The sequence below is a fragment of the Pantoea sp. BR_17 genome (assembly GCF_041955125.1).
GTDB lineage: Bacteria > Pseudomonadota > Gammaproteobacteria > Enterobacterales > Enterobacteriaceae > Pantoea > Pantoea stewartii.
Genome location: NZ_JAVAXT010000005.1, coordinates 255,226 through 277,269 on the forward strand (window position 1 = coordinate 255,226; position 22,044 = coordinate 277,269).

Genomic DNA, 22,044 nt, shown 5'->3' on the forward strand with positions numbered 1-22,044 from the left:
AATGCAACGGGCGAAGCGGTAAGGTGCCAGAAAGGCCGGGATCGGTGCCCCGTGATAACGGGGCGGAATGCGTTAGCCAAACACGCTTTGCAGGTAGCGTTCCAGCGCCATTCGCGAACTGAAACCGTGCGGAATACCGTAGTGTTCCTGCGTATCACCGGCCAGGTAGAGAGGGAACTGTGTGTAGTGATCACAGGTTTTCATTTCTGAGGCCGGTTCGGCGAAAGGCTGACTTTTTTCTTTTAACGTCGGGTGGATGACCAGCGCCGTGCGCCCCATGCGCGCTTCGCGATTGACGTAAACATAGTTGTCGCCACGACGATAGCCGTACGCACGGGGGGTAATTTCATCGACTTCAAAGCCCACTTTTTCCAGGACGCGCGCTACCTCATCTGGTCGTAAATACATGCTTGATCCTCTCCTCTTCAAAAGCCACGCAACCTTACATCAGCGTGGCTGTACGGGCATTCGGAATTTTCCCTAAAGGGTCGTCCCGCGCCTCGTTAAGCAAAACGTGGTCTACACTGAGTATTACGTGTTAATGACAAGGGAGCCAAAAATGTTTAATCGAACGCAAAAAAACGATGACATTGATATCAATCAGGATGTTAATGAGTTGGCAGATTCACTTGAAGCCCTGCTGAAGTCTTACGGCAGCGAGGCCAAAGACGAAGTCAATTCTGCGCGCAGTCAGGCTGAAGCCCTGCTTAAGCAAACCCGGGCAAAACTGAACGGCGGCGGTAACCGTGTCACGCAGGTGGCCCGCGATGCCGGCTATCAGGTTGACGCGTATGTCCATGACAAACCCTGGTACGGTGTCGGTATCGGCGCGGCCGTCGGCATTGTGTTAGGCGCACTACTGGTTTCACGCCGCTAACGCTGTTCCACCCCGTTATCATCCGCCTCGCTCACTGAGCGGGGCTTTTTTATGCCTATTTTTTAATCAATCAGCTTTACAAATTTATTTTTCGGGTGGCAGAGCGCGCCAGGCCTGACTTGCCGCGATAATCGCGATTAACCCTACATATGGTGCTATTGACCGCCATAAATACTACATCTAGTATTCATTTCATTGTCAGCCCACAAGATGTTTGCACGAACGAAGCCTGATTCAGGGATATACACGTCGTTATTCGCAGCAGGACCGCAATGAAAGAGGAATACGAATCATGCGCATTATTATTTACACTAAAAACCACTGTGTCCAGTGTAATGCCACGAAGAATGCACTGGATCGCCACGGCATCGATTACCAACTGATCAATCTGGATACCCAGCCGGACGCAATCGACAGCCTGAAAGCGCTGGGCTATCGCCAGGTGCCCGTGGTGATGACCCATGACGATCACTGGAGTGGCTTTCGTCCTGACAAGATAGCCCGTTTAACCCAAACCACGACCATCGGCGGGTAGTCACATGTTCCCACTGGTCTATTTTTCCAGCCAGTCGGAAAACACCCATCGGTTTATTACCCGTCTGGGCCTGCCCGCGCACCGCATACCGATTGAGAGCAAGCAACCGCTGCATATTCACCAGCCTTATATTCTGGTGGTGCCGAGCTATGGCGGTGGCAGTCATCGCGGCGCCGTGCCCAGACAGGTGATTCAGTTTCTTAATGATGAAGCCAATCGTCGCGGTCTGCGCGGCGTGATCGCGGCCGGTAACCGTAACTTCGGTGAAGGCTACTGCCTGGCGGGCGACATCATTGCTAAGAAATGCCAGGTTCCCTACCTGTATCGGTTTGAACTGATGGGAACGCCGGACGATATCGCCAATGTAAAAGCGGGAGTAACCCAATTTTGGCAACAACAGACACTCTGAACAACGTTGCGCAGGACTACCATGCGCTGAACGCCATGCTGAATCTTTACGACGCCGATGGCCGTATTCAGTTTGAAAAGGATCAGCAGGCGGCGCGACAGTTCCTTATTCAGCACGTGCAACCCAATACGCTGCACTTTGCCAGCGTAGCCGAGCGCCTGCGCTATCTGGTTGCAGAAGGCTACTATGAAGCGGACGTGCTGAATCAGTACGATTTTGACTTCCTGTGTGCCCTGCACGATGAAGCCGACACATGGGGTTTTGAGTTCAAAACCTTTTTAGGCGCGTGGAAGTACTACACCAGCTACACGCTGAAGACATTTGACGGCAAGCGTTACCTGGAAACCTTTGCGCAGCGTGCCTGCATGGTGGCACTGACGCTGGCACGGGGCGACGAAAGCCTGGCACGCGCAGTACTGGCGGAAATCCTCAGTGGCCGTTTTCAGCCTGCCACGCCGACGTTCCTTAACTGCGGCAAGCAACAGCGCGGCGAGCTGGTTTCCTGCTTCCTGTTGCGTATTGAAGACAATATGGAATCGATTGGCCGGGCGGTGAATTCCGCCCTGCAGCTGTCCAAACGCGGCGGCGGCGTGGCGTTCCTGTTGTCGAACCTGCGGGAGGCCGGTGCGCCGATTAAGCGCATTGAAAACCAGTCTTCCGGCGTCATTCCGGTCATGAAAATGCTGGAAGATGCGTTCTCCTATGCTAACCAGTTGGGCGCACGTCAGGGAGCGGGCGCAGTCTGGCTCAGTGCTCACCATCCTGACATTTTACGTTTTCTGGATACCAAGCGCGAAAACGCCGACGAGAAAATCCGCATTAAAACCCTGTCGCTGGGCGTGGTGATCCCGGACATCACCTTCCAGCTTGCCAAAGAGAATCAGCCGATGGCGCTGTTCTCGCCCTACGATGTGGAGCGGATCTACGGTCAGGCGTTTGGTGATATCAGCGTCAGTGAGAAATATCACGAGATGCTGGCGGATGACCGCATTCGTAAAACCTATATTCAGCCGCGCGATTTCTTCCAGACGCTGGCGGAAATTCAGTTTGAATCGGGTTATCCCTACATCATGTATGAGGACAGCGTCAACCGCGATAACCCTGTTGCCGGTCGCATTAATATGAGCAACCTCTGTTCAGAGATTTTGCAGGTGAACAGCGCCAGCGAGTTTAATGAAGACCTGAGCTACCGCCGCGTGGGAAAAGACATTTCCTGTAATCTGGGTTCCCTGAATATCGCGCATGCGATGGACTCGGGCAATCTTGCACAGACGGTGGATACGGCAATCCGCGCCCTGACGGCGGTATCAGAGATGAGTGATATTGCGTCCGTGCCTTCCGTTGCAGAAGGTAACCGGCGTTCCCATGCGATCGGCCTGGGCCAGATGAACCTGCATGGCTATCTGGCGCGGGAAGGCATCGTCTATGGTTCCCCGGAAGCACTGGATTTCACTAATCTCTATTTTTACTGTGTGACCTATTATGCGCTGCGCGCCTCGAATCAGCTGGCAAAAGCACGCCAGCAAACCTTCGAGGGTTTTAAGTCCTCGACCTATGCCACCGGCGCTTACTTTGACAAGTATCTGAACGCTGACTGGCAGCCGCGCACCGCCCGTATTGACGCCCTGTTTGCCAAAGCGGGCATTACGCTGCCCGGCCGTGAAGACTGGCTGGCGCTGCGTGAAGCGGTGATGACCTCGGGTTTATACAATCAGAATCTGCAGGCTATCCCGCCCACGGGGTCGATCTCCTACATCAATCACGCCACCTCCAGTATTCATCCGATTGTGTCGCGTATTGAGATCCGCAAAGAGGGTAAAACCGGTCGCGTATACTATCCCGCCCCCTTCATGACCAATGACAATCTGGCGTTCTATGAAGATGCCTACCAGATTGGGCCGGAGGCCATTATTGATACCTACGCTGAGGCAACCCGACATGTGGATCAGGGCCTGTCACTGACCCTGTTCTTCCGGGACGACGTGACTACGCGCGACATCAATAAAGCGCAGATTTACGCCTGGAAGAAAGGCATCAAAACGCTCTATTACATTCGACTGCGCCAGATGGCCCTGCAAGGCACCGAAGTGCAGGGCTGCGTCTCCTGTGCACTGTGAGAAACCTGTTATGCAACTTCGACATATTCACGCGATTAACTGGAACCGGATTCAGGATGAGAAAGATCTTGAGGTCTGGAACCGTCTGACCAGCAACTTCTGGTTGCCGGAAAAAATCCCGCTGTCCAATGATTTGCCGGCCTGGCAGACGCTGGACAAGTCACAACAGCAGCTCACCATTCGCGTCTTTACCGGCCTGACGCTGCTGGACACCATTCAGAATGTGCTGGGCGCACCGGGATTAATGCCCGACGCGCTGACGCCGCATGAGGAGGCGGTGCTGTCGAATATCAGCTTTATGGAGGCGGTGCATGCCCGCTCCTACAGCTCGATTTTTTCGACCTTATGCAATACCAGCGATGTGGATGCGGCGTACCAGTGGAGTGAAGAGAACCAGGCCCTGCAAAATAAAGCCGGGATTATCCTGACCCATTACCGCGCTGACGATCCGTTAAAGAAAAAAATCGCCAGCGTCTTTCTGGAGTCGTTTCTGTTTTATTCGGGCTTCTGGCTGCCGATGTACTGGTCCAGCCGCGGCAAGCTGACCAATACGGCGGATCTGATTCGTTTAATCATCCGCGATGAGGCGGTACACGGCTACTATATCGGCTATAAATACCAGAAAGCGCTTGAGCAGGTCGATGAGGGCCGCCGCGAAGCCTTACAGCAGTTCGCCATCGATCTGCTGCTGGCGCTGTATGAAAATGAAGTGGCCTATACAGAAGCGCTATACGGCGAAACAGGCTGGGCAGACGAGGTGAAAACCTTCCTGCATTACAACGCCAATAAAGCGTTGATGAATCTGGGCTACGAGGCTCTGTTCCCGGCGGAGCTGACGCAGGTCAATCCGGCCATTCTGGCGGCACTGTCACCCAATGCGGATGAGAACCATGATTTCTTCTCGGGCTCAGGATCGTCTTACGTGATGGGGAAAGCGGTCGAAACCGAAGACGAAGACTGGAATTTTTAAGACGTTGTGTGCCGTGCTGTCAACGGCACGTTTCCCCTTAGCGAAGGGACAGGCGCGCGGCATTTTCACAGCGCGCTGAACCTTCCCTTTCCGTCCGCGGAATGGGTGCCGATCGCGCCACAATAAATGACGGTAACGATTTGGCCGCCCGTTGCCAGGGTTAACCTGACTGAGATCACTGCTCACGCACTGACCGCTCTCAGCATCGCGCTGCCTTTGGCATGGCGTTGAGAAGTCCGTTTATTCCGACGCCAAAACGGGGCGCCGTACCCGGATCCAATCTGACAGAGGGATAAGTCTGTCCCTGCCACAACCCGAGAGATCGCGACAAACAAACCCGACGTAAACGGCTGTCGATCTTTACTGTTACCCGACTATCACATAAACATAGCTATCAAATTATTTTTTAGGTTATTATTAACGCCACATTATTATTCATCTTTGCTACTGACGACCTATGACAACGTCTCACCCTGGTTTATCTTCCGCGCTGGTGGGACTGATGTCCGTTGCCACGGGACTGTGCGTCGCCAGTAATTATTATATTCAGCCTCTGCTGCATACTATTGCCCTTCACTTTCACTTATCCGTCGCATTCGCCGGGTTTATCGTGACCAGCGCGCAACTCGGCTATGCCTGCGGTCTGCTGTTGCTGGTTCCACTTGGCGATATGCTGGAACGGCGTGGACTGATTGTTGCCATGATGGTGCTGGCGGCGCTTGGTATGGTGATCATTGCCCTTTCCTCCTCCTTTCCTGTGTTGTTACTGGGAACGGTACTTACCGGGCTCTTTTCTGTCGCGGCGCAAATTCTGGTACCGCTGGCGGCCACCCTGGCCCGCCCGGAAACACGGGGCAAAGTGACCGGCACCGTCATGAGTGGCTTGCTGTTGGGTATTCTGCTGGCGCGCACCGTGGCGGGCGGCCTGGCTCAGTTGGGCGGCTGGCAAACCGTCTACTGGGTCGCCAGCGTCTTAATGCTGTTGATGGCGCTGGCGCTGTGGCGCGCGCTGCCGCGTATTACCCCCTCGGTCTCGTTAAATTATCCGCAGCTGCTGGTTTCCATTTTCAGGCTGTATGTGGCCGACGCTGTTCTGCGCACCCGGGCCTTTACCGGTTGCCTGACGTTTGCCAATTTCAGCATCCTGTGGACCTCAATGGCCTTTCTGCTCTCTTCCGCGCCCTACGGTTATTCGGAAGGGGAGATCGGCTTACTGGGGCTGGTGGGTGCCGCTGGCGCACTGGCGGCCAGAAAAGCCGGGGCGCTGACGGACAAAGGTAAAGCGAAACTGACCACCAGCATGGGCTTGCTGATTATGCTGCTGTCATGGAGCGCGACCGCCTGGGGCACGCAGCATCTTGCAGCTCTGATTATCGGCATTTTGCTGCTGGATCTGGCGGTACAGGGCGTGCATATCACCAATCAGAGCGTGATTTACGCGCGTCAGCCTGATGCCCGTAACCGCCTGAATGCCGGCTATATGACCAGCTACTTTATCGGCGGTGCGCTGGGTTCGCTGCTGTCTGCCAATGCCTATCATCTGGGCGGCTGGCATGGGGTTTGCGCAGCCGGTGCAACACTGACGTTACTGAATTTACTTGTCTGGTGGAGGAATCACCGCTTAGAGCAACCGAATAGCCAGAATAGTGTGATTTAGCCTGTTCAGCCGAGTGTGAGTTTGCTATGGTTGGCCCCAAAGTTATTCACGTCGGTTATTTTTTCTTTCGAAATCATTTGATGTCGTACCGTTTCGCTCTACGACCAACGCCTGTGATATCGATGCGCACCACCTTCACCCTGGGGTCAAGGACAGATCTTGAATCACCACAGTGGAACAGCCCGAGAACACCGCTTCTGTGTCCGGTGACTCAACAGTCATGCTGTCGCCGTGGTTACTATAAAAGTTGAAATTAGTGAGGTTTTTCTAATGGAAAGTTCGTTTACTCCCATTGAGCAAATGTTAAACATCCGCGCCAATCGTCATGCGGATTTCCCCTTTCAGGAGATTCTTCTGACGCGACTCTGCATGCATATGCAAGGTAAGCTGCTGGATAATCGTAATAAAATGCTGAAAGAACAGGGCATCAATGAAACCCTGTTTATGGCATTGCTGACCCTGGATGCGCAGGAAGATCAGAGCATTCAGCCTTCTGAACTGAGCACCGCGCTGGGTTCATCACGTACCAACGCCACGCGCATCGCTGATGAGCTGGAAAAACGCGGCTGGATTGAGCGCCGTGAAAGTGCGCAGGATCGCCGCTGTCTGCATCTGCATCTGACCGACAAAGGTAATGCCTTCCTGCAGCAGGTTCTGCCGCCGCAGCATCAGAGCCTGCAATATCTGTGGTCCGCTCTGACCGCTGACGAAAAGTCGCAGCTCGAAAGCATCACCCGTAAGTTGCTTACCCGACTGGATAAAATGGAAGAAGACAAACTGTCTGCCTCGTTATCACGGTAATAGCAAGATCTGCGACACAATCACCTGACGAAATCGTTATTTTAACCCTCTTTTATCCGGCCAGCGCTTAGTCGCTGGCTTTTTTGGCTCGGGCGAAGGCGAAAACGGACTTGACCTCGCCGACATAGTGGAAAACGTGGAGAAATACATGAGTGCATCAGAGGCGCAAAGCCCGCATCAGCCTGTGAACAACAAAAAGAAAAAGCGCAAAGGCGCACTGATTTTACTGGCGCTGGTGGTCGTACTGCTCGGCATTGCGTGGGGCGTATACTGGTTTTTAGTGTTGCGTCATTTTCAGGAAACGGATGATGCCTATGTTGCGGGTAATCAGGTGCAGATCATGGCCCAGGTATCAGGCAGCGTGAACAAAGTCTGGTTTGACGATACGGACTATGTCAAAAAAGGGGATGTGCTGGTGTCGCTGGATAAAACTGACGCACAGCAGGCCTTTGAAAAAGCGCAGACGGAGCTGGCTACCAGCGTTCGTCAGGTGCACCAACAGATGATTAATGCGAAACAGTATCAGGCCACCATTGCACTCCGTCAGACGGCGTTGGATCAGGCGCAGGCCGATCTGAAACGCCGCGAACCGTTGGGTGCGTCCAACCTGATTGGCCGTGAAGAACTGCAACATGCGCGCGATGCCGTGGCCTCCGCGAAAGCAGAGCTGGATGTGGCGATTCAGCAATACAACGCCAACCAGGCGATGATCCTGAACACCTCACTGGAAAACCAGCCTGCCGTAAAACAGAGCGCCGCGCAGCTGCGCGACGCCTGGCTGGCGCTGCAACGTACCGACATTCGCAGCCCGATGGACGGTTATGTCTCGCGTCGTAGCGTCCAGGTTGGATCGCAAATCAGCACCAGTACCCCGCTGATGGCTGTCGTCCCGGCGACGGATTTGTGGGTGGATGCAAACTTCAAAGAAACCCAACTGGCAGGCGTGCGTATTGGTCAACCGGCCACCGTTGTGGCAGATATCTACGGCGACGATGTGGTCTATCACGGCAAAGTGGTGGGGCTGGATATGGGCACAGGCAGCGCGTTTTCCCTGTTACCTGCACAGAACGCCACGGGCAACTGGATTAAAGTCGTTCAGCGCCTGCCAGTGCGCATTGAGCTGAACCAGGACGAAGTCGCGAAGCACCCACTGCGTATTGGCCTGTCAACGTTGGTCAAAATTGATACCGACAATAAAGACGGTAGCGTACTGGCAACCAGCGTACGTCAGCAGGCAGCTTACAGCACTAACGCGCTGGCCATTGACCTGGCACCGGTTAATACGCTGATCACCGATATCGTCCACGCGAACGCCGGATGATGAGCCGGAGGCTGTAATGGCACAAACACCGCTTAAAGGGATGCCGCTGGTCTTAATGACCATTGCGTTATCGCTGGCGACGTTCATGCAGGTTCTGGACTCTACCATTGCGAACGTTGCGATTCCGACGATTGCCGGTAACCTGGGAGCGTCCAACTCCCAGGGAACCTGGGTCATCACCTCATTCGGGGTGGCCAATGCTATCTCGATTCCGATTACCGGCTGGCTCGCCAGGCGCATCGGTGAAGTCAAACTTTTTACCTGGTCCACTATCCTGTTTGCGCTGGCCTCCTGGGCCTGCGGTATGTCAGAAAGCCTGGAGATGCTGATTTTCTTCCGCGTCATTCAGGGGATCGTGGCCGGTCCGTTGATTCCGCTGTCGCAAAGCCTGTTGCTGAACAACTATCCCCCGGCCAAGCGCAGTATCGCCCTGTCGCTCTGGGCGATGACGGTGATCGTGGCCCCGATATGTGGACCGATCCTCGGCGGCTGGATCAGCGATAACTACCACTGGGGCTGGATCTTCTTTATCAACGTTCCTATCGGGGTTGTCGTCATTATGCTGACGCTGCAAACCCTGCGTGGTCGTGAAACCCAGACACAGATTCGACCGATCGATACCGTCGGCCTGGTCCTGCTGATTGTCGGAGTCGGTTCGCTGCAGGTCATGCTGGATCGGGGTAAAGAGCTGGACTGGTTTAGTTCGACGGAAATCATCGTTCTGACCATTGTCGCCGTGGTGGCGCTCGTAATGTTGCTGATATGGGAGTTGACGGATGAGCATCCGATAGTCGATCTGTCGCTGTTCAAATCGCGTAATTTCACCATAGGCTGTTTGTCGATTAGCCTGGCCTACATGCTCTATTTTGGCTCGATTGTCCTGTTGCCGCAGTTGCTGCAGGAGGTCTACGGCTATACCGCAACCTGGGCCGGGCTGGCGTCGGCACCGGTGGGGATTATCCCGGTTATCCTGTCGCCGATTATTGGGCGTTTCTCGCATAAGATAGACATGCGGCAACTGGTAACGTTTAGCTTCATTATGTATGCCATATGTTTTTACTGGCGAGCTTACACCTTTGAGCCCGAGATGGACTTTGCGGCCTCCGCCTGGCCTCAGTTTATTCAGGGCTTCGCGGTGGCCTGCTTCTTTATGCCATTGACGACAATTACGCTTTCCGGTCTGCCACCGGAGCGCATGGCCGCGGCATCCAGCCTGTCTAACTTTGTGCGTACGCTGGCGGGCTCGATTGGCACTTCCATTACCACGACAATGTGGACGGATCGTGAGGCAATGCACCACAGCAACCTCACCGAATCGGTGACGCCGTACAACATCAATGCGCAGCAGATGTACAGCCAGCTTGAAGGGATGGGCATGTCGCATCAGCAGGCATCGGCCTACATCGCCCAGCAGATCACCAATCAGGGGCTGATTATCTCTGCCAATGAGATTTTCTGGGCCTCGGCGGGCGTGTTCCTCGTCTTGCTGGTCCTGATCTGGTTTGCCCGTCCACCGTTCGGCGCGGGCGGCGGAGGCGGCGGCGCGCACTAGCGGCTGCCGCACTGTCTTCGCCGGTTCTGGCGTACCTGCCCGGTACGCCAGAACGTCCTTACCAACGCGTCGCTTTTATATCAATCACGAACCGGTATTTCACCTCCCCTTTCAGCATCCGCGCAAATGCCTCTTCTGTCTGCTCTCCGCAAATCAATTCAATGTCAGCCGTAATATTGTTCTCACCGCAGAAGTCCAGCATGTCCTGCGTTTCTTTGATGCTGCCAATAGAAGAGCCGCTGATGCTTAAACGGCGGAATACCATAGGCGTGATATCCGGTGAGGCGTGCGGGCTGTCGGGAATGCCCACCAGCACCAGACGGCCATTGGTTTTAAGCGTGGCCAGATAGGGATCCAGATCGTGAGGCGCGGCAACGCAGTCCACGATCAGATCCAGCGACTGCTGACAGGCCTGCATCTCTGCTGCATGACGTGATACCACAACATGACGGGCACCAAGTCGGCGCGCATCTTCCGCTTTGTCGGGAGAGGTGGTGAACAGCGTGACGTCCGCACCCAGTGCGCTCGCCAGTTTTACCGCCATGTGCCCCAGCCCACCCAGGCCAATGACGCCAACCTTGTCGCCCGCTTTGACATCAAAGTGACGGAGCGGTGACCACACAGTGACGCCCGCACACAATAGCGGGGCCACGCCTGCCAGCGGCAAGTGCGAAGGAACCGATACGACAAAATCCTGATCGACGACAACGTGTTCCGCATAACCGCCCCGGGTGCGCTCCCCGGTATATTTATCTGTGCCGTTATAGGTCGCGGTGAAGCCAGCTTCGCAATACTGCTCTTCCTGCTGCTGACAAAAACGACAGGTGCGGCAGGCATCCACCATAACGCCCACACCGACAAGATCGCCGGGGGCAAAACGGCTGGCCTTTCCGCCGGTTTCAATAACCCGGCCCACAATTTCATGACCGGGTACTAATGGATAGTGGCTCACCGCCCACTCATTGCGGGCCATGTGCAAATCGGAGTGGCAAACGCCACAGTAAAGAATTTCGATTTTTACATCACTGGGCTGAAGCGGACGCAGCGCTATCTGGCCGGGCGTCAGGGGTTGTGTCGCATCGTGGGCGATCAGTGCATTGATTTTCATTGTGCCTCTCATCGTATCTGGCGTTATTTAACGGAAGGCGGCAAACTCTACTGAAATGGGTTCATTATTGATAGTAGTCACCCTTTGGTGACCATAGAAAGGAAGGACACTATGCCAGCCTGGGTTGACGGAAAACTGGTTTTTTATGTGGATTCGCCACCGCGCCGCCTGATGGATCTGTTTTCGGTGAAGTGGAGCACAATGTTGCTGCACGCGCTGTTTCACTGGCCTGGCGGCCGTGCACGCACGGGGGAACTGCAGCGAAGCCTGCAGGGAATATCGAAAAAGATGTTGTTTCAGACGCTAAAAGAGCTGGAGCAACGCGGACTAATTTCCCGCCATGTTTATGACGTGGTGCCGCCTAAAGTGGAATATCAGTTAACGGCGCTGGGCAGAACCTTTGCGGAACCGGTGGAACAGCTTTATCAATGGGGACTGGAGAATCAACAGGTACTTGATGAGATGGATGCGCATTATCAGCGATCAAAGCCTGAGGGAGAGTAAAGCGCGGTAACGAACGGCATAGAGCATGATGGCGCCTTGGCCGCGCCATCGTTTTGCTCGCACAGATTATGCGTTCTGACGCCACCATTCGGCTAACAGCACACCGGTCGCGACCGACACATTCAGACTTTCCACATTACCGGTGCCGCCAATTGACAGGCTCATATCGCCCTGCTGGAACGTGCTGTCGGACAAGCCTTCACGTTCCTGCCCTAACACCAGGACCATTTTGGCAGGCAGCTCGGCTTCAGACAGCGGCGTACCCTGATGGCTGGATGTGGTTACGATGGTGTAACCCGCTTTACGGAACGCGTCGAGGCCTTGCGTAAAGGTTGTGCCGCTGATGGCCTGAACGTGTTCCGCCCCGCCTTCCGCGGTACGAACTGCCGCTCCGGATTCCAGCAACGAGGCATCATTCACCAGCAGCCCTTTCACACCGAAATGTGCACAGCTACGCATGATAGCGCCAAGGTTATGTGGGTTACTGACATCTTCAAGGGCCAGCACGCAGTCTTTGCTTTCGGCCTTCTCCAGCCACGCGGCCACATCCATGCCCATGCGCTTTTTAATCAGGAAGCACACACCGCCATGGTGTTCGGTGCCGGAGGCTTTGGTGATCTCAGCGTCATCTACCACGTGGTAGGCTTTACGGTTCGCTGCCAGCCAGCGCAGCGCGTCGCGAAAACGCGGCGTAACGCTCTGCACAAACCAGGCACGCACGATGCTTTCGGGACGGCTCTGGAACAGCGCCTGACAGGCGTTTTCGCCATAAACCCGGGTTTCTTCCAGGCGCTGGCGGCGGATCTGCTCTACGTCCACGACACCTTTACCGCTGATGCCCGGGTTATCCGATTTGGGCTCATCGACCGGTGCACGGGAAACGGTGCGCCAGGGCGAATCACTGCTGCCGTAAGCGTCGCGGTTATCGCTGCTGCGATCGTTGCGGCGAGGTGCACTGTCATTGCGGCGTGGCGCGCTGTCGCTGCGACGACCTGTACTGCGTCCGCCTTCTTCACTGCGCTCAGTGCGTGGGCCGGATGAACGACGAGTGTCTTCACGGCGAGCAGCAGGACGGCCACCTTTGCCTGTACGAGGATTGGGCGCACGCGCGCTTTGCTCATCTTCGCCACGCACATACATGACTTTGACCTTACCACTTTTGCCTTTAAATTCGTCGTTCATTTCTTCCTCCTGCATTGAGAGCGCGAAGATTACCTGATGTGACTGCGCTTAGCTATCAACTATTGAACCTATAGAGCAATCCACATTGAGCGGATCTTATCACCCTTTCATAATGGACAATATTGAGCAAAGCGCTCTACATCATTATCAGAGGTTTTTTATGAATACGGTATGCACGTCTTGTCAGGCAACCAATCGCGTTCCCGAAGAACGGCTTGCCGATGGTGCCAAATGTGGTCGTTGTGGCGAAAGCCTGTTTTCGGGTGACGTGATCAACGCCACTGCCGCCACGCTGGACAGCTATCTGCAGGATGACCTGCCTGTCGTCGTGGATTTTTGGGCACCCTGGTGCGGCCCTTGTGTCAACTTTGCACCCGTTTATAAAGACGTCGCGCAGGAGCGTAGCGGTAAGGTTCGCTTTCTGAAGGTGAATACCGAAGCCGAGCCCGCCCTGAGCAGCCGTTTCCGCATTCGCAGTATCCCGACCATCATGGTGTTTAAAAAAGGCGAGATGGTGGATGTGCTGAACGGCGCGATGCCGAAAGCCCCCTTTAATGAGTGGCTCGACGAATCCCTGTAAGTCCCTGAGGCCAGCATCTGCTGGCCTTTTCCTTTTGTCCGACGCTTCGATTACACTACGCTTTTTCCTGTCCTGAAGAATCATGTCTGATAACGCCGTTTTACGTTTACGCAGCCAACGTCTGGCGCGTGCTACGCGTCCTTTTTTAGCCCGCGGAAATCGTGTGCTTCGCTGTCAGGGCTGTCTGTTGCCGGAAAAACAGTGCCTGTGCGACAGCATCGTTACACAGTCCGCCCGGAGCCGCTTTTGCCTGGTGATGTTTGATACCGAGCCGATGAAGCCAAGCAATACCGGCCGGTTGATTGCGGATGTGTTGCCAAATACGCAGGCCTTTGGCTGGTCACGCACGGAGCCCGATCCGCTGTTACTGGCGGCGGTGGCCGATGGGGCTTATCAGCCGATGGTGGTTTTTCCTGCCTCCTATGCGGATGACGGTCGCGAGGTTCTCCACGCGCCGCCGCTGTCGGGCAAACCGCCGCTGTTTATTATGCTGGACGGTACCTGGAATGAGGCGCGGAAGATGTTTCGCAAAAGCCCCTGGCTTGATCGTTTCCCGGTGCTGTCGCTCAATGTAACGTCCCCTTCCCGCTACACGCTGCGTGAAGCACATGGCGAAGGCCAGCACTGTACGGCAGAAATTGCAGCGGCATTACTGCAGCAGGCGGGCGACAGCGACGCAGCGCAGGCTTTATCCCGGCATTTCGAGCAGTTTCGCCAGGCTTACCTGGCCGGTAAACCGCACCATCCCGGTCAGAACCGATAACGTTAGCGGTCACGTACATGCGTGACGAATAGTGTCCCGGGCGCGCTGATGTACGCCCTTCTTCAGCCTGCGATCTGCCCGGCGGTAAAACGGGGCAAATACGTTTACAATCACCTAAATCCTGATGAATGGAGTACGTGATGAGTCAACGCGGACTGGAAGCGCTGTTAAGGCCGAAATCCATTGCGGTTATCGGTGCCTCGATCAAACCGGGACGCGCAGGCTATTTCATGATGCGCAACCTGCTGGCCGGTGGTTTTAGCGGACCGGTGTTGCCGGTTACGCCAAAATACAAAGCCGTCAGCGGCGTGCTGGCCTGGCCTGATATTCACAGTCTGCCTTTCGCCCCGGATTTGGCGGTGATTTGCACCCATCACAAAAGGAATCTGGAACTGCTGCAGCAGCTTGGCGAGAAAGGCTGTAAAGCCTGCATCATTCTTTCTGCGCCCACCAGCCAGCTTCCCGAATTAAAACAGTGCGCCAGCCGCTGGCAGATCCGCCTGCTCGGCCCTAACAGTCTGGGCCTGCTGGCACCGTGGCAGGGACTGAATGCCAGCTTTTCGCCCGTACCCATTGCTAAGGGCCGCATTGCGTTTATTTCGCAGTCATCCGCCGTCTCTAATACCATTCTCGACTGGGCACAGCAGCGTAACCTGGGCTTCTCCTGGTTTATCGCGCTGGGAGACAGTTTGGATACCGACGTGGATGACCTGCTGGATTTTCTTGCCCGCGATGGCAAAACCAGCGCGATTCTGCTTTATCTTGAACATCTTAGTGATGCACGCCGTTTTGTCTCGGCTTCGCGAAGCGCCTCACGTAATAAGCCCATCCTGATCATCAAAAGTGGGCGCAGCCGTCAGGCACAGGCGTTGCTGGGAACGCACAGTGGTCTGGATGCCGCCTGGGATGCCGCCATTCAGCGCGCCGGGTTACTGCGGGTACAGGATACCCACGAGCTGTTTACCGCAGTGGAATCCTTAAGCCATATGCGCCCGCCGCGTGGTCATCGCCTGATGATCGTCAGCAATGGTGCCGCGCCCGCCGCACTGGCGCTGGATGAACTCTATGCCCGCAACGGTAAGCTGGCCGTGCTGAGCGACGAGACCGTGCAGCAGCTCAATGCTGTCCTGCCGGAGGGCGTCGGACATGGCAATCCGCTTGATTTAAAAGACGATGCCACACCGGCGCGTTATCTTGACTGTATTAGCGTGCTGCTCGACAGCCATGATTTAGATGCGTTGATGCTGATTCATGCCCCCAGTGCCGTTGCCCCCGCCACCGAAACCGCAGAGAAAATTATTCAGCTGGTGCAACAACATCCGCGCGGTAAACAGCTTACGCTGTTGACGAACTGGTGCGGGGAATACTCTTCTCAGGCGGCGCGCCGGGCTTTTACGCAGGCGGGCATTCCTACCTGGCGCACGCCGGAAGGTACCGTTACCGCCTTTATGCACCAGGTGGAATACCGGCGTAATCAGAAGTTACTGCGGGAAACCCCCGCGCTGCCGGCCAGTCTGACCCAGGACAGTGCGCAGGCGCACCAGATCTTATCTCAGGCATTAAATCAGGGTGTGTTATCGCTGGATACGCATGAGGTGCAGCCGGTGCTCAAAGCCTACGGGCTGGCCACTCTGCCCACCTGGATTGCGAAAGACAGCGATGATGCGGTCACCATTGCCGAACAAATCGGTTACCCGGTTGCGCTAAAACTGCGCTCCCCGGACGTGGCGCATAAATCCGACGTCCAGGGCGTGATGCTGTATCTGCGCAATGCTGCTGAAGTGCGGCGCGCGGCAGACGCCATTATCGACCGCGTAAAACAGACGTTACCCAGCGCCCGAATCGAAGGGCTGGTCGTGCAGAGCATGGCAAATCGTGCCGGAGCACAGGAGCTGCGCATCGTCGTGGAACAGGATCCGCTGTTTGGCCCGATCATCATGCTGGGTGAAGGTGGCGTGGAATGGCAGGCTGAGAAACAGGCTGCCGTAGCGTTGCCGCCGCTCAATATGACGCTGGCGCGCTATCTGGTCATACAGGCGATAAAAGGCGGTAAGATCCGCAGCCGCAGTGCGCTCATCCCTCTTGATGTTGCCGCGCTGAGCCAGTTACTGGTACAGGTGTCTAACCTGGTGGTGGATTGCCCGGAAATAGCGCGCCTGGATATTCATCCGCTGTTGGCGGCGGGCAGTGATTTCACGCTGCTGGACGTCACCCTGGCGTTGGCCCCCTTTGACGGCGACAGCGAAACCCGCCTGGCGATTCGTCCTTATCCTCAGCATCTGGAAGAGGAGGTCGAACTGAAAGATGGTCAGCATTGCCTGTTCCGCCCGATCTTACCCGAAGATGAACCGCTGCTGCGTGACTTCATCAGTCAGGTAACCAAAGAAGATCTTTACTACCGCTATTTCAGCGAAATTAACGAATTCACACATGACGATCTGGCCAATATGACGCAGATCGACTATGACCGGGAAATGGCGATCGTCGCGGTGCGTCAGCACCAGGGACAGCCGGAGATCATCGGCGTCACCCGCGCCATTTCGGATGCCGACAACATTGATGCAGAGTTCTCCGTGCTGGTACGTTCCGATCTGAAAGGTCTGGGAATGGGGCGGCGGTTACTCGAAAAAATGATTCGTTACACCCGCGCCCATGGCTTGCAACAACTGAACGGCATCACCATGCCGGGCAACCGTGGCATGGTCACGCTGGCGAAAAAACTCAATTTTAACGTGGATGTGCAGATGGACGATGGTATCGTCAGCCTTAAGCTTTTGTTACAGGATAATGTCAATTTACCGTGTACAGAAAAGTAAAAATCGCCCGGTCAGCTCGGGTTGATGTTATTATTTAGCGTTATGACCCTGATTTGGTGGCAAAAGGCCATACAATGAACCGAGAAGAAGTGCACTGTGATGTTGTCTAAATTTAAGCGCAATAAACACCAACAACACCTCGCACAGCTGCCTAAACTGTCACAATCTGTTGCGGATGTGTCGACGCTTTATTCGCCTGGCGAATTCCGTGAGACGCTTTTGGAAAAGATTGCGTCAGCGCAATCGCGCATTTGTATCGTCGCCCTTTATCTGGAAAATGACGATGCGGGCCGCGCCGTCATGAACGCACTTTATGCGGCAAAAATCGCGCGTCCACAGCTGGATATCAGTATTTTAGTTGACTGGCACCGCGCCCAGCGCGGGCGCATTGGTGCCGCGCGCGGCGCCACTAACGCCGACTGGTATTGTGAGATGGCCCAGCAACATCCCGACAGCGTGATTCCGGTGTACGGCATCCCGGTGAATACGCGTGAAGCGCTGGGCGTACTGCACCTGAAAGGTTTCATCATTGATGACATGCTGCTTTACAGCGGTGCCAGCATTAATGACGTCTACCTGCACCAGCATGATAAATACCGTTACGACCGCTATCAGCTCATCCGTAACCCCGCCCTGGCTGACACCATGTTCGAATGGATTAATCACCATTTGAAAGAGGCGGAGGCGGTGAATCGTCTGGACTATGCAGAGCGGCCTTCCAGCCCGGAAATTAAAAACGAAACCCGGCAGTTTCGTCAGGACCTGCGCGGTTTTAACTATCAGTTTGAAGGCAACGCTGGCAACGATGAACTGGCCGTAACGCCTTTAGTAGGCTTAGGCAAACACAGCCTGCTGAACAAGACCATTTTCCATCTGATGCCCTGCGCAGAGAAAAAACTCACTATCTGCACCCCCTATTTCAACCTGCCCGCCTTGCTGGTGCGCAATATCATTGCCCTGTTACGTCAGGGCAAAGATGTCGAGATCATTGTGGGTGATAAGACGGCGAATGACTTCTATATTGCACCCGATGAGCCGTTCAAGATCATCGGTGCACTGCCCTATCTCTACGAAATTAATCTGCGTCGCTTTTTGAGTCGCCTGCAGTATTACGTCAGTAACGGACAGCTGATCGTGCGCTTATGGAAAGAGGGTGAGAACAGCTATCACCTGAAAGGGATGTGGGTCGATGATGAATGGCAGCTTATTACAGGCAACAACCTGAATCCGCGCGCCTGGCGGCTGGATCTGGAAAATGCGGTACTGATCCACGATCCGCATCAGCAACTGGCCGATCAGCGCCAGCACGAACTGATGCTGATCCGCCAACATACCACTGTGGTTAAGCATTTCCGTGAGCTGGAAAGTATTGCTGACTACCCGGCTAAAGTCCGTAAACTGATTCGACGCCTGCGTCGTATCCGTATTGACCGCCTGATCAGTCGTATCCTCTAGTGTTTCAGCATGCCGCAGACTGACTGCGGCATGTTTACCGATTAAAGCGCCATGCCCTTACCCTGCCGGTGCAGCAACAGCGATACCACGAAGGCCAGTGCACCCATCCCAGAAACATACCAGAAGAACGTGGTTTCCATGTCGTGGTGTTTCATCAGCAACGCAACATACTCTGCCGATCCACCAAAAATGGCATTCGCCACCGCATAGGAAAGCCCGACACCGAGCGTCCTAACCTGCGGTGGAAACATCTCTGCTTTTAAAATCCCACTGATCGAGGTGTAAAAACTGGTGATCAGCAGCGCCAGCATAATCAGAATAAATGCCATGCCCGGACTCTGAACGTTTTGCAAAAGTGTCAGAATGGGGACAGTACAGATTGCGGCCCCAGCCCCAAAGACCATCATGGACGTGCGGCGGCCGATTTTATCCGACAAACCACCGATAATCGGCTGCAGCAGCATATAAACCAGTAACGCGCCGGTCATTAATCCGCTGGCCGTTTTCGCATCCATGCCTGACGTATTGACCAGGTACTTTTGCATATAGGTGGTAAAGGTATAAAAACTCAGCGATCCGCCCGCGGTAAAGCCCAGTACCATCAGAAACGGCTTAGTATGATTTCGCAATAAGCCGATGACGCTGCCCGCATCGCGGTGTTCACGGGTTTGTTTATCTGAGGTCTCATCCAGCGAGCGGCGCAGCCATAACGCGATGACAGCCAGCGCGGCGCCTAAAAAGAACGGGATACGCCAGCCCCAGGTTCGTAGCTCATGATCGGTTAACAGAAACTGCAGCACCACGACCGTCAGTACCGCAGCCAGTTGGCCGCCGATTAAGGTGACATACTGGAATGAGGCATAAAACCCTTTTCGTCCTTCCAGCGCGACTTCACTCATATAGGTGGCGCTTGTGCCGTATTCACCGCCTACTGACAGTCCCTGAAACATACGCGCCAGCAAAAGCAGTGCGGGCGCGGCGATGCCAATACTTTCGTAGCCCGGCAGGCAGGCGATCACCAGCGATCCGAAACACATCATGCAGACCGAGATCAGCATGGATTTTTTGCGGCCGTGGCGGTCGCCAATGTAGCCAAATAACCAGCCGCCAATCGGCCGCATTAAGAAGCCCGCCGCAAAGACGCCTGCGGTTTGCAGCAGTTGGGTTGTGGTGTCGCCCTGGGGGAAGAAAATATGGGCAAAGTAGAGTGAGAAAAACGAGTACACATAAAAGTCGAACCATTCAACTAGATTACCTGAGGATGCGCCTACGATGGCCCAGATACGTTTTTTTCTGTCGATCGCCTGCGTGTGGGGAGTGCTGTTCATGTCTGACATGCTATGCCTCGGCTCCTTGCTGATAAGCAGCGTTAAAGCGTTGAGTAAAGCATGGACGGCAATAAAACGGAAAGAGGTGTTGCCCCGAGCCTATAAAATGTGACCTGTGTTGCTAATTTACTGAAATCATTGCGTGATATATCAGGCGGCTTTTACCGATAACGCCGCGTCAGCGCCTCACGATGACATCCTGGAAGCACTGACATGCGCACAGGAAGACCGTTAAAATGCAGTGATCACCGTAACACCGGGCGATTCAAACTTATCCATATTCATTAACGCCTCTATGGATTGCTCCAGGTTAATGGTTCTGCCGATCAGTTTTTCCGGACAAAGTTTGCCTGCATGAATCATGTTCATCATCACATCATAGCGATGGGCCTGCATGCCGTGGCTGCCAATAATTTCCAGTTCATTAGCAATGACCCGCGCCATAGGAATGGGCGGTGCGCTGTGTTCACCTGCCATCAGGCCAACCTGAACGTGCCTGCCTCTTTTTCGTAATGAGTTGATAGCGTTGACACAGGTTGCCGTATGACCCAGCGCATCGATTGAAACGTGCGCCCCGCCGTGGGTGAGCTCTCTGACCGCTTCCGCTACGTCGGCGACCTGTGTGGCATTTACGATGGCAACAGCGCCCAGCTCACGCGCCAGTTGCAGCTTTTCATCCAAGATATCCACCGCTATGACATTGGCGCCAAGTGCATTGGCAATCATGATGGCGGAAAGGCCTACGCCACCACAGCCGTGCACAGCAAGCCACTGTCCCGCGGACGTTTTCCCCTGATCAACAACGGCCCTGAAAGAGGTGATGAAGCGACATCCCAGACTGGCCGCAGTGGTGAAATTCAGCGTATCCGGAAGAGCAATGAGGTTCAGATCCGCCTGCTGTATGGCGACATATTCTGCGAAGGAGCCCCAATGGGTAAAGCCTGGCTGAAACTGATGATCGCAGACCTGTTGATTACCTGAATGACACTCATGGCATAAACCGCATCCCGAGACAAAGGGCACGGTGACATTATCGCCCGGCCGCCATTTCGTCACCGCACTGCCGACCGCTTCAATCGTGCCGGCGAATTCATGCCCCGGCACGTGGGGTAACAGGATATCAGGATCGTGGCCGACCCAGCCATGCCAGTCGCTTCGGCAAACCCCAGTTGCTTTAACCCGAATCACAACGCCATGGGGTTCCGGTGTGGGATCCGGCAGCGTTTTCAGGACAGGCGGGGACAGAAATGATTCGTATATGACCGCTTTCATCAGTAAACCCTCATGTATGGTTTACTAAAAGTATACTGACAGGCCGTGAAATTACTTTTCGTGTATTGCAGGCGGATCATGGTTTATGAAATTATCTTTCATTAATGATAGTAAGGCTGAGTGGATATTTCAGTGAGCATTCTTGATAAGAAAGATGTGGCGTTACTGCGCTATCTGCAAAAGGACGGCAGAGTATCGAGTCTTAAGCTGTCTCAGGATTTGGATATGAGCCCGGCGTCAACATGGCGGCGCCTGAAGCGGCTTGAGGACGAAGCCTTCATTGAAGGTTATCAGGCGGTAGTGAATCGTCGAAAGATGGGGTTTGGCGTGATGGCATTCGTGCGTCTGGTCTGCAGCCAACACAGTGAGGCGGCAACACGAGACTTTGAAGAGCGGATCAATGCGAATCCTTATGTCCTGTCATGCCACAATATCACTGGCGAGGCCGACTTCCTTTTGCAGGTGGTTGCGCGGGATTTAGATCATTACAGCCTGTTTATTGAAAAGGAACTGCGCAAGCTGCCGGGGATCCTGAGCATTAATTCTTCGATTTCGCTCAGGGAAGTGAAGAAAAGCCATCCCCTGCCGGTCTGAGGGTACGGTTTACTTTCTGACCCAGGATGGCGGGCCTGGAGAATTTATACAAAGAAACGGTACCAGGCGACGATGGAAGGAGTCTTGCCAGCCGGTTCAGTGCAAACAGCAGCGTAGGATATCGGGCTCAAGAGGCTTTAAACGGCCATAAGATTCTGCCCGGCTGCCTGCTGAACCATGATTTGCGGACGTAAAAAAGCCCC

General features: G+C 54.7%; 20 protein-coding genes. 15 read left to right on the forward strand and 5 right to left on the reverse strand.

Going from position 1 to position 22,044, the window contains the following annotated elements; translation table 11 throughout:
* Positions 1–72 precede the first annotated feature (72 nt).
* Positions 73–408, reverse strand: a complete 336-nt coding sequence (locus RAC60_RS10765; protein WP_006120678.1) for a DUF2002 family protein — start codon at positions 406–408, stop codon at positions 73–75.
* Between the two features lie 151 nt (positions 409–559).
* Between RAC60_RS10765 and RAC60_RS10770 the strand changes: the two genes are divergently transcribed.
* The 9 genes from RAC60_RS10770 to emrB all read left to right on the forward strand — a co-directional run bounded on the left by RAC60_RS10770 (position 560) and on the right by emrB (position 10,239).
* On the forward strand, positions 560–877 hold the full coding sequence (locus RAC60_RS10770) for a DUF883 family protein (RefSeq protein ID WP_033739441.1): 318 nt from the start codon (positions 560–562) through the stop codon (positions 875–877).
* A gap of 292 nt (positions 878–1,169) precedes the next feature.
* A complete protein-coding gene (locus RAC60_RS10775; protein ID WP_006120680.1) occupies positions 1,170–1,412 on the forward strand; it encodes a redoxin NrdH in 243 nt (80 codons plus the stop codon).
* 4 nt (positions 1,413–1,416) lie between these two features.
* Positions 1,417–1,821, forward strand: coding sequence for a class Ib ribonucleoside-diphosphate reductase assembly flavoprotein NrdI (nrdI, locus tag RAC60_RS10780; RefSeq protein ID WP_006120681.1), 405 nt, complete (start codon positions 1,417–1,419; stop codon positions 1,819–1,821).
* Positions 1,800–3,938 carry a class 1b ribonucleoside-diphosphate reductase subunit alpha gene (gene nrdE, locus RAC60_RS10785; protein ID WP_375093634.1) on the forward strand — a complete coding sequence of 713 codons (2,139 nt, stop codon included), beginning with the start codon at positions 1,800–1,802 and terminating at the stop codon, positions 3,936–3,938. The genes nrdI and nrdE overlap by 22 nt, the downstream gene beginning before the upstream one ends.
* Positions 3,939–3,948: 10 nt before the next feature.
* Positions 3,949–4,908 carry a class 1b ribonucleoside-diphosphate reductase subunit beta gene (gene nrdF, locus RAC60_RS10790; RefSeq protein WP_006120682.1) on the forward strand — a complete coding sequence of 320 codons (960 nt, stop codon included), beginning with the start codon at positions 3,949–3,951 and terminating at the stop codon, positions 4,906–4,908.
* A 457-nt stretch (positions 4,909–5,365) separates the two neighbouring features.
* Positions 5,366–6,565 carry an MFS transporter gene (locus tag RAC60_RS10795; protein WP_375093635.1) on the forward strand — a complete coding sequence of 400 codons (1,200 nt, stop codon included), beginning with the start codon at positions 5,366–5,368 and terminating at the stop codon, positions 6,563–6,565.
* A gap of 270 nt (positions 6,566–6,835) precedes the next feature.
* Positions 6,836–7,366: a transcriptional repressor MprA gene (gene mprA, locus RAC60_RS10800; protein WP_033739447.1), complete on the forward strand. Its 531-nt coding sequence runs from the start codon at positions 6,836–6,838 to the stop codon at positions 7,364–7,366.
* 148 nt (positions 7,367–7,514) lie between these two features.
* A complete protein-coding gene (gene emrA / locus RAC60_RS10805; protein WP_033739448.1) occupies positions 7,515–8,687 on the forward strand; it encodes a multidrug efflux MFS transporter periplasmic adaptor subunit EmrA in 1,173 nt (390 codons plus the stop codon).
* A gap of 16 nt (positions 8,688–8,703) precedes the next feature.
* Complete coding sequence (gene emrB, locus RAC60_RS10810; protein WP_039340119.1) at positions 8,704–10,239, forward strand: multidrug efflux MFS transporter permease subunit EmrB; 1,536 nt, start codon at positions 8,704–8,706, stop codon at positions 10,237–10,239.
* A gap of 58 nt (positions 10,240–10,297) precedes the next feature.
* On the opposite strand, the gene RAC60_RS10815 is transcribed toward emrB, so the two are convergent.
* The gene (locus RAC60_RS10815; protein WP_375093638.1) at positions 10,298–11,347 is read right to left on the reverse strand and encodes an NAD(P)-dependent alcohol dehydrogenase; all 1,050 of its coding nucleotides are present in this window, start codon (positions 11,345–11,347) and stop codon (positions 10,298–10,300) included.
* Between the two features lie 111 nt (positions 11,348–11,458).
* Between RAC60_RS10815 and RAC60_RS10820 the strand changes: the two genes are divergently transcribed.
* Complete coding sequence (locus RAC60_RS10820; protein ID WP_375093639.1) at positions 11,459–11,851, forward strand: winged helix-turn-helix transcriptional regulator; 393 nt, start codon at positions 11,459–11,461, stop codon at positions 11,849–11,851.
* A gap of 66 nt (positions 11,852–11,917) precedes the next feature.
* Here the strand turns inward: RAC60_RS10820 and RAC60_RS10825 are convergent, their stop codons facing one another.
* Positions 11,918–13,033 (reverse strand): tRNA/rRNA methyltransferase, encoded by a 1,116-nt coding sequence (locus tag RAC60_RS10825; protein ID WP_006120689.1) that lies wholly within the window; start codon positions 13,031–13,033, stop codon positions 11,918–11,920.
* Between the two features lie 160 nt (positions 13,034–13,193).
* On the opposite strand from RAC60_RS10825, the gene trxC reads away from it, so the two are divergent.
* The 4 genes from trxC (at position 13,194) to pssA (ending at position 18,647) form a co-directional block, all read left to right on the forward strand.
* A complete protein-coding gene (gene trxC, locus RAC60_RS10830) occupies positions 13,194–13,613 on the forward strand; it encodes a thioredoxin TrxC (protein ID WP_039340125.1) in 420 nt (139 codons plus the stop codon).
* 82 nt (positions 13,614–13,695) lie between these two features.
* On the forward strand, positions 13,696–14,376 hold the full coding sequence (locus tag RAC60_RS10835) for a tRNA-uridine aminocarboxypropyltransferase (protein WP_033739452.1): 681 nt from the start codon (positions 13,696–13,698) through the stop codon (positions 14,374–14,376).
* Between the two features lie 140 nt (positions 14,377–14,516).
* The gene (locus RAC60_RS10840; protein ID WP_263757601.1) at positions 14,517–17,192 is read left to right on the forward strand and encodes a bifunctional acetate--CoA ligase family protein/GNAT family N-acetyltransferase; all 2,676 of its coding nucleotides are present in this window, start codon (positions 14,517–14,519) and stop codon (positions 17,190–17,192) included.
* Between the two features lie 99 nt (positions 17,193–17,291).
* Entirely contained in the window at positions 17,292–18,647 is a 1,356-nt protein-coding gene (gene pssA / locus RAC60_RS10845) for a CDP-diacylglycerol--serine O-phosphatidyltransferase (RefSeq protein ID WP_375093642.1), read from the forward strand.
* Between the two features lie 41 nt (positions 18,648–18,688).
* Here the strand turns inward: pssA and RAC60_RS10850 are convergent, their stop codons facing one another.
* A complete protein-coding gene (locus tag RAC60_RS10850; protein ID WP_375093644.1) occupies positions 18,689–19,984 on the reverse strand; it encodes an MFS family transporter in 1,296 nt (431 codons plus the stop codon).
* A gap of 222 nt (positions 19,985–20,206) precedes the next feature.
* Positions 20,207–21,247 carry a zinc-dependent alcohol dehydrogenase family protein gene (locus tag RAC60_RS10855; protein WP_375093645.1) on the reverse strand — a complete coding sequence of 347 codons (1,041 nt, stop codon included), beginning with the start codon at positions 21,245–21,247 and terminating at the stop codon, positions 20,207–20,209.
* Positions 21,248–21,379: 132 nt separating this feature from the next.
* Between RAC60_RS10855 and RAC60_RS10860 the strand changes: the two genes are divergently transcribed.
* Complete coding sequence (locus tag RAC60_RS10860) at positions 21,380–21,841, forward strand: Lrp/AsnC family transcriptional regulator (protein WP_233255815.1); 462 nt, start codon at positions 21,380–21,382, stop codon at positions 21,839–21,841.
* Positions 21,842–22,044: the final 203 nt, after the last annotated feature.